General features: G+C 40.7%; 8 protein-coding genes. 6 read left to right on the plus strand and 2 right to left on the minus strand.

Features of this window, described 5'->3' with window-relative positions; genetic code table 11:
- Positions 1–32: 32 nt before the first annotated feature.
- Positions 33–1,838 carry a translational GTPase TypA gene (gene typA, locus K2F45_RS00520; protein WP_075990515.1) on the plus strand — a complete coding sequence of 602 codons (1,806 nt, stop codon included), beginning with the start codon at positions 33–35 and terminating at the stop codon, positions 1,836–1,838.
- A gap of 94 nt (positions 1,839–1,932) precedes the next feature.
- On the opposite strand, the gene K2F45_RS00525 is transcribed toward typA, so the two are convergent.
- Complete coding sequence (locus K2F45_RS00525) at positions 1,933–2,439, minus strand: ecotin family protein (RefSeq protein ID WP_075990516.1); 507 nt, start codon at positions 2,437–2,439, stop codon at positions 1,933–1,935.
- A gap of 420 nt (positions 2,440–2,859) precedes the next feature.
- On the opposite strand from K2F45_RS00525, the gene uvrA reads away from it, so the two are divergent.
- The 5 genes from uvrA (at position 2,860) to K2F45_RS00550 (ending at position 11,778) form a co-directional block, all read left to right on the plus strand.
- On the plus strand, positions 2,860–5,661 hold the full coding sequence (uvrA, locus tag K2F45_RS00530; protein ID WP_248932775.1) for an excinuclease ABC subunit UvrA: 2,802 nt from the start codon (positions 2,860–2,862) through the stop codon (positions 5,659–5,661).
- A 140-nt stretch (positions 5,662–5,801) separates the two neighbouring features.
- Positions 5,802–7,445 (plus strand): alkaline phosphatase PafA, encoded by a 1,644-nt coding sequence (gene pafA / locus K2F45_RS00535; RefSeq protein ID WP_248932776.1) that lies wholly within the window; start codon positions 5,802–5,804, stop codon positions 7,443–7,445.
- A 91-nt stretch (positions 7,446–7,536) separates the two neighbouring features.
- Complete coding sequence (locus tag K2F45_RS00540) at positions 7,537–7,977, plus strand: RrF2 family transcriptional regulator (protein ID WP_046673766.1); 441 nt, start codon at positions 7,537–7,539, stop codon at positions 7,975–7,977.
- Between the two features lie 217 nt (positions 7,978–8,194).
- Positions 8,195–10,987: an outer membrane beta-barrel protein gene (locus K2F45_RS00545; protein ID WP_248932777.1), complete on the plus strand. Its 2,793-nt coding sequence runs from the start codon at positions 8,195–8,197 to the stop codon at positions 10,985–10,987.
- Positions 10,984–11,778: a GLPGLI family protein gene (locus K2F45_RS00550; RefSeq protein ID WP_236590154.1), complete on the plus strand. Its 795-nt coding sequence runs from the start codon at positions 10,984–10,986 to the stop codon at positions 11,776–11,778. The genes K2F45_RS00545 and K2F45_RS00550 overlap by 4 nt, the downstream gene beginning before the upstream one ends.
- Positions 11,779–11,859: 81 nt before the next feature.
- On the opposite strand, the gene metG is transcribed toward K2F45_RS00550, so the two are convergent.
- Positions 11,860–13,929, minus strand: coding sequence for a methionine--tRNA ligase (metG, locus tag K2F45_RS00555; RefSeq protein WP_083663428.1), 2,070 nt, complete (start codon positions 13,927–13,929; stop codon positions 11,860–11,862).
- Positions 13,930–14,099 lie beyond the last annotated feature (170 nt).

Here is a 14,099-nt window from a genome sequence, read left to right on the forward strand (position 1 = left end):
ACCCTAAAATTTTATAAAAATATTCTTGCTCAATGCAAAACATTAGAAACATTGCGATCATCGCTCACGTCGACCACGGTAAAACTACGCTTGTAGACAAAATTTTATATTTTACCAATCAATTCAGAGAAAATGAAAATGCTGGTGAATTAATCCTAGACAATAATGATTTAGAGCGTGAACGCGGGATCACTATTGTATCTAAGAACGTATCAGTAACATATAAAGGTGTTAAAATCAACATCATCGATACACCAGGTCACGCCGATTTCGGTGGTGAGGTTGAACGTGTATTGAAGATGGCCGATGGTGTAGTACTATTGGTAGATGCTTTTGAAGGCCCAATGCCTCAAACACGTTTCGTTACAGGTAAAGCTTTAGGTTTAGGTATCAAACCTATTGTTGTTGTCAATAAAGTCGATAAAGAAAACTGTCGTCCTGAGGAAGTTTACGAACATGTTTTTGACTTATTCTTCAACTTGGGCGCTACTGAAGAGCAATTGGATTTCCCAGTATTGTACGGTTCTTCAAAACAAGGTTGGATGTCTACCGATTGGAAAAATCGTACCGAAGACTTCACTGACTTATTGGAAGCTATCATCAAATATATCCCTGCACCAGAAGTATCTGAAGGTACTTTGCAAATGCAGGTAACATCGTTGGATTACTCAACTTTCGTAGGACGTATCGCTATCGGTCGTGTTGCCCGCGGTACAATCAAAGAAAACCAACCGGTTTCTTTGGTAAAACGCGACGGAAAAGTTGTGAAATCAAGAGTTAAAGAGCTACAGGTATTTGAAGGCCTCGGCCGTATCAAAGTATCTGAAGTACATGCAGGTGATATCTGTGCTGTAGTAGGTATCGAAGGTTTCGATATCGGTGATACAATCGCAGATTTCGAAAATCCAGAGCAATTGGAAGTTATCAGCATCGATGAACCAACAATGAACATGTTGTTCACGATCAATAACTCTCCTTTCTTCGGTAAAGAAGGTAAATTGGTTACATCACGTAACATTTACGATCGTTTGCAAAAAGAGTTGGAGAAAAACTTAGCACTACGTGTAGTTCCTACTGAATCTCCAGATGCTTGGTTGGTATACGGACGTGGTATCCTTCACTTGTCCGTATTGATCGAAACAATGCGTCGTGAGGGTTATGAATTGCAAGTAGGCCAGCCACAAGTTATCATCAAAGAAATCGATGGTCAAAAATGTGAACCTATCGAAGAACTTGTTGTTGACGTACCTTCTGATGTCTCAGGAAAAGTTATTGAGTTGGTTACACAACGTAAAGGTGAGTTGTTGATTATGGAAGCTAGAGGAGATATGCAACATCTTGAGTTCTCTATTCCTTCTCGTGGTATCATCGGTTTACGTAACAACGTGTTGACAGCAACAGCTGGTGAAGCTGTTATGGCGCATCGTTTGAAAGGTTACGAGCCTTGGAAAGGTACAATTCCTGGTCGTTTGGCAGGTGTATTGATCTCTTTGGATACAGGTTCAACAACTGCGTACTCCATTGATAAATTACAAGACCGTGGTCGTTTCTTCGTAGATCCAGGTGTGGATGTATACGAAGGACAAATTTTAGGTGAACACATCCGTGATAATGATTTAACGATCAATGTTACTAAAGGAAAACAGTTGACAAATATGCGTGCATCTGGTTCTGATGATAACACACGTATTGCACCGGCAATCAAATTCTCATTGGAAGAATGTATGGAGTATATTCAAGCTGATGAGTATATTGAGGTGACACCACAATCAATGCGTCTACGTAAAATCTATTTGACGGAAAACGAGCGTAAAGTTAACGCGAAGAAATTTCAATAGTCAATAGCGAAACGCGATATAAAAAAGCCCTCGAACATTGTTCGAGGGCTTTTTTATTGCCTAGCTATTTGATGCGCCAAATTACTTTAGCAGTTTATTTTTTTGTTCTTACCTCTGCTGCACGGTAGGTGTCACCGTCAGTTGTATAGATTTTGAATTGCACATCATAAGCTTCAGGTACATAAATCACAATCGGCATTCTGCCATTGTAACGTACAGTCTCCGGTTGAGCTGAAACAAAAAGGTTTCTTTTTTCTTTGTTTGGGCAAGCCATCATAGTGCTGGCGACGTTGCCATTTGTTTTGAATACATAATAGTCATACCCCCAGCCTTGAAGATCCTTCTTCTCTAAAGTGCCCGATAAATTAAAGGTATTACATCCGTCTACTTCCATCCATTTTCCCACCGAAAACTCTATTTTTTTGTTTTTGTCACTTTCTGAATAGGGAACTTCAATCACCATTTTTTTATACCCTTTTTCTGGGCTAGGAAAAATGCCTAAGTCAATTTTGTCGATAACCATTTGCGCTTTACTAATAGTTGTTGAGGATACTAATGCGATCATCAATAGCATCATTACTTGAAATACATTTTTTTTCATATATGCAATTATTTAATTTTAATGGCCATGAAATATTCCGGTTTTGTATGTGTTGTAAACTCGAATACCCCATTTTCTTATTTTTATTTCTTTTTTAAACGCGCTATCTGTAAAAAATGCTACACGCTTATAACAGATATAACACCTATAGGACTGTAAAGTTTTTGGAAGGATTAATCGAAAAACAAAAAATGTTAAACGATAATTGTTTGGGAAACTAAATTGTTTGATGTATTTCAATTTATAGCTGGTCGTAGATTTGCCTGTTTGCCCTGTATGAAGCCTTTCATCAAAATTTTGCCGACTTTGGAACAGTTCCTCTTTTTTTGAAATTCAGGTGATAGAAAACCGAATAGCTTTTTAATTCGCAGGAATATAATCAGCCAAGAATACGTAACTTTGTGTGAGATAAGGATTATTATGAGTAAACAGGTGGAGCACACTCCAAAAGAATATATTCAGATAAAGGGCGCAAGAGTTAATAACTTAAAGAATATTGACGTTGATATCCCTAAAAATAAATTAGTTGTTATCACTGGAATGTCGGGCTCAGGAAAATCCTCCTTAGCTTTTGATACGCTGTATGCCGAAGGACAGCGACGCTATGTCGAAAGTCTCTCTTCGTACGCAAGACAATTTATGGGACGGATGAATAAACCGGAGGTGGATTACATCAAAGGTATCGCCCCTGCAATTGCCATTGAGCAACGTGTCATTACTTCCAACCCCCGTTCGACGGTAGGAACATCCACCGAGATCTATGATTATCTGAAATTGTTATATGCCCGAATCGGAAAGACAATTTCTCCTGTATCTGGTCGCGAGGTGACCAAAGACAGTGTGAGTTCAGTGGTGGATTTTGCCTTGAATTTGGAAGAGGGGACAACGGTGACACTTCTCGCGCCACTTATTCCTTCTCATGGGCGTAAACTCAAGGAAGAACTGTCTCTCTTGTTGCAGAAAGGTTTTGTGCGTGTCGTCTTTGGGGATAGTATGCAGAAAATCGAAACTATTATCGATGATAAGGCCATCGCCAATAAAGACCTTCAGGATGGTGAAGTGCTTATTGTCGTCGACCGGGTTCGCATTGAACAGGACGATGATACAGTCAATCGACTTTCTGACTCTGTCCAAACAGGTTTTTTCGAGGGTAAGGGTGAGCTCTATATGGAAGAAAATGGTCAAAGACATCATTTCTCCCATAAATTTGAACTTGATGGAATAACATTTGAAGAACCTACACCAAATTTCTTCAGTTTTAATAATCCGTATGGTGCCTGTCGCCGATGTGAAGGTTATGGAAAGATCATTGGTATTGACCCTGATCTTGTTATTCCAGACAAAAGCCGTTCGGTCTACGATGGTGCAATTGCTCCCTGGCGAGGGGAGAAAATGGGGGAGTGGCTACAAGTGCTTGTTAAAAGTTCACTGAAATTTGATTTTCCCATACATCGTGCCTACATGGACCTGACTGCGGCGCAGAAAGAGCTGCTGTGGACGGGAAATAAATATTTTGCGGGTCTTACCCAATTCTTTGAAGAGCTCGAAGCTCAGACCTATAAAATTCAATATCGGGTGATGTTGTCTCGCTATCGCGGGAAGACAGATTGCCCGGACTGCCGCGGAACCCGATTACGTAAAGATGCCACTTACGTGAAAGTAGGGGGCAAGTCTATCACCGATATCGTTTTGATGCCGCTTGAAGAAGCCTTGGAGTTCTTTAAAACTTTACCACTGGTGGGTAATGAACTGGTCATTGCCAAAAGACTTCTTGCTGAAATTAATAACAGATTGCAATTTTTGTGCGATGTTGGATTAAGTTACCTGACCTTGAACCGGCTATCGAATACCCTTTCTGGAGGGGAATCACAGCGGATCAATCTGGCAACTTCATTAGGAAGTTCGCTCGTAGGCTCTATTTATGTGTTGGACGAGCCAAGTATTGGACTTCATCCACGTGATACACAGCGACTCATCTCTGTGCTGAAATCCCTGCGTGATGTTGGGAATACAGTGGTTGTGGTCGAGCACGAACAGGAAATGATGGAGGCGGCTGATTACCTGATCGATATCGGGCCAGAAGCTGGGATCAATGGCGGCGAAATGGTCTTCGCAGGTACATATCAGCAGATTCTGAAAGATACAAAAAGCCTTACGGGTCAATACCTCAGTGGCAAAAGCCAGATTGAGGTACCCAAAAAGCGCCGTCCATGGTCCAATAGTGTGACCATTAAAGGAGCCCATGAGAATAACCTCAAAGGGATTGATGTACAATTTCCATTGAATACGTTTACTGTGGTAACGGGTGTTTCGGGATCAGGCAAGACCTCCTTGGTCAAACGTATCCTTTACCCTGCATTGCAGAAGTCGATAGGTAATTACTCCGGTGAGCAGACGGGGGTCTATGATGCGATAGAGGGGGATATTACCCAGATAGAACAAGTTGAAATGGTCGATCAAAACCCGATCGGTCGTTCTTCGCGATCCAATCCGGTGACTTACGTGAAAGCCTGGGATGAAATCAGGGCCTTATATGCCAACCAGGCGCCAGCCAAAGCTGCTGGACTGAAACCTGCGGCATTTTCATTTAATGTTGAAGGTGGACGTTGTGATGTCTGTCAGGGTGAAGGTGAAGTTAAAATTGAAATGCAATTTATGGCCGATATCGTTTTGCCATGTGAGGCATGTGGGGGCAAACGATTTAAACAATTTGTGCTTGATGTATACTATAAGAACAAGTCGGTAGCAGATGTCCTCGAGCTGAGTGTTGATGAAGCGATCGTATTCTTTGCAGACCAGCCTAAAATATTGGCGAAATTGCAGCCTTTACAGGACGTTGGACTAGGCTACGTTAAGCTCGGGCAATCGTCAAGTACATTGTCTGGCGGTGAAGCACAGCGGATTAAACTGGCCTCCTTCCTCATTAAGGGAAATAACAGTAAGAAGACACTTTTTATCTTTGATGAGCCAACGACAGGCTTACACTTTCAGGATATTAAGAAGTTATTGAAATCATTTGATGCACTGATTGCCCTAGGAAACAGTATCTTGGTGATCGAGCATAATATGGATATGATCAAATCGGCAGATTGGGTCATCGATATTGGTCCTGAGGGCGGTAATAAAGGTGGAAAGCTAGTCTTTGCGGGGCTTCCTGAAGAACTTATTCATTGTAAAGATTCTTATACAGGTCAATTTTTAAAGGCACATTTAAAAGATTAAATCCTACTTTAGCGAAGTGAAGTAATCTGTCTCAGGGCAACTGAGCTGCCAATAAGTTCCGTTTATTGTTCCTTTTGTTAAGGCCTGATGGAATACTATACAGTAAATAAAAAACTAATATTTCAATATTTAATACGATTATGATTAAAAGATTTTTTTTAAGTGTCGTCCTTGGAATAGCGGCGCTTTCGTCCATGGCGCAACAACCGGAAAGACCAAAATTGGTTGTCGGCCTGATGGTGGATCAAATGCGTTGGGATTATTTATATCGTTTTGCAGATCGATATGGAAATGATGGTTTCAAACGACTTTTGAAAGAAGGATTCTCCTGTGAAAATACATTGATTAATTATATTCCGACATACACCGCTATTGGACACAGTTCGGTATATACAGGATCCGTTCCTTCCATACATGGTATTGCGGGCAATGACTGGATTGAAGAACAGACGGGTAAAAATATGTACTGTACGCAGGACGATAATGTCGTTGGTGTAGGTACTACAGCCAAGGAGGGACAGCAGTCTCCACGTAATTTACTTGCATCGACCGTAACGGACCAATTGAAGCTCGCTTCTAACTTTAAATCCAAAGTGATCGGTATCGCGATCAAAGACCGCGGTGGTATTCTACCGGCAGGGCATTTTGCCGATGCAGCGTATTGGTTCGAAGCTAAATCCGGAGATTGGATCACCTCTAATTTCTATATGGATAAACTGCCAAAATGGGTGGTAGACTTCAACAAGAAAAAATTGGCTGAAAAATACCTGAAAGGCGACTGGAAACCAATGTATGATATCAGCACCTATGCTGCCAACAGTATTGCAGATGATAACATCTACGAAGGTAAGTACCCTGGTGAAGAAAAACCGACTTTGCCGCGTGCAACTTCTAAGCTAATGAAAGACGAAGGCTATGAGCTGATCAAAACCACACCAATGGGAAATCAGTTTACGTTGGATCTGGCTATGGAAGCAATCAAAAATGAGCAGATGGGAAATAACCCAACTAAAAATACCGACTTCCTTTGTGTGAGCCTTTCTGCAACAGACTACGTTGGACACCGTTACTCATTGACAGCAGTGGAGATTGAAGATATCTATCTGCAGCTCGATAAACAGCTTGCCGATTTCTTCAACTACCTCGATAAGACCGTGGGCAAGGGTAACTACACGTTCTTCCTGACAGCAGATCATGGCGCTTCTTATAACTCTCGTTTCTTTATGGATATGAAAGGAAACGGTGGTTATTTCTATTCCCGTCAGATTATCACAGGACTTAACAAAACCCTTAAAGAGAAATTTGGACAAGAGAAGCTTGTTAAAAGCATGATGAACTACCAGGTGCACTTAAATAATCAATTGATTGATTCTTTGAACTTGGATCGTGATAAAATAAAAGAGACCATCATTCGTGAACTTCGCCATACAGAAGGTGTCGCTTATGTTGCTGATATGGAAAAAGGGGAAAGTCTGATGATCCCGGCGCCTATTCGCGAAAAAATGATCAACGGTTACAACTTTAAACGTAGTGGTGCTATTCAGATCGTTTGTGAGCCACAATGGTATGACGGCACGCCGCGCTCGACCGGGACAACACATGGTACCTGGTCTGGCTATGATTCCCATATTCCTTTGGTATTTATGGGTTGGGGAATTAAACCGGGTGTATCTAATACGGAGGTACATATTGTGGATATTGCACCGACAATTTCTTCACTACTCCACATCACTGAGCCCAATGGTAGCATCGGAAAACCGATCACGGCGGTATTGGGGCAATAAGGAGACTGTTGCTGCATGCGTGAAATCATGAAGGTTTTATTCTATTGAATAAAAAACGTAAATTTGCAATTCAACAGGGGGTTAACAAATTATGCTGTCCAAAAAGACAAAATATGCAATAAAGGCACTGATGGTGCTTGGTCGTAATTACGGTAATGAGCCGATGCAAATCGTGAAGATTGCGCAGGAGGAGAATATTCCAAAAAAATTCTTGGAACAAATTCTACTTGAAATGCGAAATGCCGGAATTCTGTATAGCAAAAAAGGTGCTGGAGGTGGTTATAGCCTCAATAAGGCTCCCGAAGATGTTTTTTTATCGCAGGTGATGCGCCTGATTGATGGCCCCATAGCCTTGCTGCCATGCGTGAGCTTGAACTTCTACCGCTCCTGCGAAGAGTGTACACAAGAGCATGCCTGTGGCATACGCGATACTTTTGTCGAGGTGAGAAATGCCATGTTGCAGATTTTAAATGATACAAGTATTGCCCATTTAATCAATAAGGAAAAAGAATTGAACCTAAATGTAGATTAAAGGAAATAAAATATATTTTTCTATTTAGATTGGAGGCGTAACAAATAAGTTACGCCTCTTTTTTTACGAGATAAAGTTATTGGCATAGAGTGAATTATCGTGTTTTATTTGACCGAGGTAAGTTTCATTTTTTAATTACATAATTATTTAACATTATTTTACGAATTTTCCGTAGCAACATTTATATATTTACCTCGACAATATATAAACGAAATTTATGAAATTAACCTATTCCCTAGTTTTGTTTCTTTTATTTTCAGTCCTGAGTTCCAAGTCCTATGCACAACATAAACTTGTGGGATCGGTGGCAGATATCAAAGATCTTGCAAAACTACATCAAGCTTCAATCGCGCTGCTCAGCCCCAAAGATTCGATTTTGGTTAAATTCGGTCGGACGAAAGAAAATGGAACATTCCAAATTGCGAATCTCGACACAGGTACCTATAAAATGGTGGTTTCCTATCCGCAGTATGCTGACTTGGTAAAAGATATCCATGTGGCCGCCGAAGATCTAGATATTGGTATTGTAAAGCTATCCAAAGCAGCGCTACTATTGGAGGAGGTGCAGGTGAATGGCAAAATTCCTGTGGTTATTAAAGGCGACACCATCGAATACGATGCCGGTAGTTTTAAAGTAGAGAAGGATGCTAAAGTAGAGGACCTATTGAAGGTCTTGCCGGGTATTACGATGGATGGATCAGGCAAGATCATTGCTCAGGGCAAGGAAGTAAAAAAGGTATTGCTTGATGGGGAAGAGTTTTTTGGTGATGATCCAACCCTGATTACCAAGAATATTCGGTCAGATATGGTTAGCAAGGTACAAGTGTATGAGAAGAAATCAGATCTTGCTGTACGTACCGGAGTAGATGATGGCGAACGAACGCAGACAATTGATATTAAGCTCAAAGAAGATAAGAAAAAAGGAATGTTCGGCCAAGCTGTTGCCGGAGCTGGTACAGATAAATATTATGGCGGAAAAGTCATGCTCAATAAGTTTAAGGGATCGCAGAAAATTGCTGCTTATGGCATTCTCGCCAATGATGGAATGGTCGGATTAGGATTTGAAGATAGCCAAAAATATGGTGTGGGCGGAAGCAGCAATGTACAGATGATGGACGGCGGCGGCATCATGATTTCTTCTAGTGGTGATGGCTCCGACGGTGGATGGGATGGTAATTACTATGGTGGTGGCGTGCCTAAGGCCGTGAACATGGGAGCAAGTTATTCCGACAAATCCAAAGATGATAAGCATAAGATCAATGTCAACTTCAAACGGAATCAGATCAATGTCAATAATACAAGTACCTATAATGCGCAGAACAATCTTCCTGAACGTGCGCAGGTCGATAATAATGTGACAGCATCTGAAACCGAAACACAGGCCAATATCGCGAATTTAAGGTATGACTATAAGCTTGATTCGCTCGCAGACTTGACTGTCACTATGGGCTTTACCAAATCTAGCCGCGACAATTTATCCAATTCCGAAGCAGACCAGCGTAAATTGGATGGCACATTGATTACACGGACTTCGTCCAAGACAGATTTAAATAACGATCAGGATAAGTTTAATGTAAATGCGATGCTTACACGTCGTTTTAAAAAGGACCGCCGCTCCATTACTTTCAATGTCAATGCGAATACAGATCAAAATCGTAACAAGACACAGTATTTTTCGGAAAATTTCTTCCAAAGTTCCGGAGATACAACCTTGATCGATCAATATAAAAATGATAAGTTGGCCAACAATACGTATGGTGCTTCAGTAACCTATTCGGAGCCTTTGTCTAAAAGGTTGACTGCTGCAATAGGTTATGCATTCAATCAAAATAAATCGGAAACACTCAATCAGTCATTTGATAGAGATCCGGTTACAGGAAAATATACGGTATTGGACCAAGACCTGCTAAACGATTTTGATTTTAACAGTTTAAAAAATGGTGTCAACGCCTCCTTGAACTACAAGTCCAACACATTAACTGTAAATTTGAGCAATAGGGTTGATTTTGAGCAGGTCAAGAGAACCTATAACAACCTGAATACAATACTACAGCGGAACCAGACTTCTGTTGCTCCAGTCCTTTCCGTCAACTACAAAATCTCGAAAAGCAAAAATGTGAGCTTCCGATACAGCGGCCGCACGAGCCAGCCATCGTTGACGCAAATAGAGCCGTTGAAACAAAATGCCCAGCCACTCGTCGAGTATTTGGACAATCCAGATCTGGAAGCGGGCTTTAACAACTCCTATTCAATTAATTTCAACAACTACAAGCAGTTAAAGGACCAGAGTATTTATTTTTATGTCAGTGCAGATCAAGGAAAGAAAAGTATCAACAATAGCGTACGCTATGATCTAGATAAAGGTACGCAGCAAATTTCCTACGTGAATATTGATAAAGACAATTGGCGTATGTATGGCGGTGGAGGATACAGTTTTGTATTGAAGAAAAAATGGGGATTAAAAATGAACTTGGGTATGAACGCGCAGTATAACAGCCAGTTTAGCTATTTATCTACTTACAACGAAGATCCTGAGCTCAATAGAAATCAAACATGGAGTGTGGCGCCGAGCCTTGGCTTCAGTCGGTACAAGGCAAATAAAATGGATTTTTACATCTCCATGAGCCCTGGTGTGGAGCAGATGAATTCCTATTTGCAACCTGAGTTAAATCGCACGACTTTTAAATTTAGGACGTTCTCGGAGATTACGTATTATTTACCAAAAGACTTCAAGATTTCCCTGTCGACAAACCAGAATTATCAGGCTGCGACGAAAACATTGCAATCCATTAATATCATTAATATGAATGGTTATGTTTCCAAAAAATTATTGAAAGATAAGTCTTTGGAAGTACAGGTATTTGTCAACGATATTTTAAACAAAAATAATGGGGTGTACCGTTATCAAAATGGAACTTCATTTATCCAGACCAGCAACGATGTACTGCGTCGTTACGGAATGCTAAAAGTAATCTACAATTTTACAACAATGAAAGGAGATGCCAAATGAGTAAGTATATAAAGTTGATGGTCTGGGTATTATTGCTGAGCTCAGGAGCAGCCCATGCACAACACGCGTATTTTCCGAGCAGCGGAACAGTAACTTATGAACGGAAATTTCATGTGCAGAATTTCTTAAAACGTAATTACCTCAGCAAACCCGATCTAGATACCTGGGATAAGCTGATGGTCGACAATGCGGTAAAGAATGGGCCTGCAGAGGTGGTGACCCACCATATTCTGAAATTTTACGATAATGAAACCCTGTTTGAAACGGTGCAGGAAGATTATCCCGCAAATTATCGTAATGTGACTCACTATAATTCTATTCTCCCGGATTCAAAAACGTATATTAATTTCCAGAATCAGGAATTCTTAAAATTGCTCCCCTTTGGAGATGATCAGCTCTTGCTTAAAGATTCATTGCCTACTGTAAAATGGAAGTATACCGATGAATACCGAAATATTGCAGGATATGACTGCAGAAGAGCCAATGGAATTATTCAAGATTCGGTCTATGTGGTTGCGTTTTTTGCGGGGCAAATACCCATCTCCGGTGGTCCTGAACTTATACACGGACTTCCGGGCTTAGTGATGGGGATATCCATCCCAAGTATGAATGTAAATATGTTTGCCACAAAGGTGGAGATTACCAATACCGCATTTTCCAATGTGCTGACCAAAAAGAAAAAAGTTGTTGCGGAATCCAGGGCAGAGATCATAAAAAAACTGAAAGATACCGTCTATGATTATCTGGATGAGAAGGCGTTTAAGAAGCGGTTGCAGAGTATACTCTTTTAGGGGATAATCGATGCTATCTGGATGATAAAAAAGCCTGTTCGTTTGAACAGGCTTTTTGTATAAAAGGAGGTAGGTCTTATATTAACGTACCGTACTTCCGACTTTAATTGCTGTATCTGGTTTGACAAAATCCAATCGACCATCAGCGTCTTCTGCCATAAGGATCATTCCTTGTGACATAATTCCTTTTATTTCACGAGGCTCAAGATTGACCAGGATGGATACCTGACGACCTACGATCTCCTCAGGGCTGAAGAATTCTGCGATACCCGAAACGACCGTGCGTGTATCAATACCAGTATCGATTGTTAATTTCAACAATTTTTTTGTTTTCGCAACTTTTTCGGCTGCTGTAATCGTTCCGACACGGATATCCATTTTAACAAAATCGTCAAAACTGATGTTTTCTTTCGCTGGAGCAACTTTTGCATTATCAGCTAGATTTTTTGCTTTTGCTTCGGCAAGCTTATTCAATTGGAAGTCGACTTGTTCATCGGTTATTTTGTCGAATAACAATTGCACTTCACCCAATTGGTGTCCAGCTTGGATCAAAGCATCTGAACCTGCGTCGTTCCAGTTTCCTTGTGGAAAATTAAGCATTTCAAATAATTTGATCGCTGTTTTCGGTAAAAACGGCTGTGCAAGAACAGCAAGGTTAGCAACGATCTGTGCCGCTACATTTAGGATGGTTTTGACACGTTCCTCATCTGTTTTAATGATTTTCCATGGTTCCTCATCGGCAAGATATTTATTGCCCAGACGAGCTACATTCATAAATTCTGCCAATGCCTCACGGAAGCGGAATTGCTCCAAAGACGATTTGATAGAAGTAGGGTATGATTTTAGTTCATCCAGTACCGCTTGATCTACAGCTGTTAGTGGCGAGCCGTTCAATACCTTGCCATCAAAATATTTGTGGGAAAGTACCAAGACACGGTTGACAAAGTTTCCAAAAATAGCAACGAGCTCATTGTTGATCCTAGCTTGGAAATCTTTCCATGTAAATTCTGCATCCGAAGTTTCCGGTAATATGGATGTCAATACATAACGCAATTCATCCTGCTTGTCAGGAAATTCCTGTAGGTATTCATGTAACCAAACCGCATGGTTTCTGGACGTGGATAGCTTATCGCCCTCCAGGTTAAGGAATTCGTTGGCTGGAATATTTTCTGGTAAAATATAGTCGCCGTGTGCATGAAGAATCGCCGGGAAAATAATACAGTGGAAAACAATATTATCTTTTCCAATAAAATGGATCAGCGTAGAATCGTCTGCTGGGTTTTCATGGGTTTTCCAATAGTCTTCCCAGTTTTTACCATGGTCTAAAGCCCACTGTTTTGTTGCTGAGATATAACCGATAGGTGCATCTAACCAAACATATAGTTTTTTACCCGCTGCTTCAGCCAAAGGTACATCGACGCCCCAATCGAGATCTCTTGTCATTGAACGCGGCTGTAAACCGGATTTAAGCCAAGATTGACATTGGCCAAAAACGTTGGATTTAAGGATATTTTTCTTTCCTTCGATCAGCCATTTTTCAAGCCAAGGCTGGTATTTATCCAAAGGTAGGTACCAATGTTTCGTTTCTTTCAAAACTGGCGTTTTTCCGCTTAACGTTGAAATTGGGTTGATCAGATCTGTTGGGCTAAGTGATGTCCCACATTTTTCACATTGGTCACCATAGGCGCCTTCAGACTTACAATTTGGACAAGTTCCCGTAATGTAACGGTCGGCCAAAAACTGATGGTATTCCTCATCGTAGTACTGCTCTGAAAATTTCTCAACAAATTCACCTTTGTTGTAAAGGTTCAAGAAGAAATCCTGCGATAACTGGTGATGTATGGGCTCCGATGTACGGTGATATATATCGAAAGAGATACCAAACTCCTCAAAGCTTTCTTTGATTTGTTTATTGTATTTGTCAATGATTTGTTGCGGGGTGATGCCCTCTTTTTTTGCACGGATGGTAATCGCCGCACCATGCTCATCTGAACCACATACATAGACTACATCTTTTTGATTCAGACGCAAATAGCGGACAAAGATATCCCCTGGGATATAAGCTCCGGCAAGGTGTCCAATATGTAAAGGACCATTGGCATAAGGTAATGCCGATGTGATGGTATAACGTTTTTTATCTAGAATACTCAATGCTTGAAAGTATATTAAAGTGTGTACTTGTTTTCTTTGGCAAACTTAGATAAATTGCTGTTTATATGCAATATAAATGCGTGTCATATCGAACAATTTATTCTTGAATTCTTGTTTTGGCTCATTTCTACGATTGTTTCAACTTGATTAAAATGCGCTTCCATTTAACA

Origin of the sequence: Sphingobacterium siyangense (assembly GCF_023277505.1) — a bacterium.
GTDB classification, from domain to species: Bacteria; Bacteroidota; Bacteroidia; order Sphingobacteriales; family Sphingobacteriaceae; genus Sphingobacterium; species Sphingobacterium siyangense.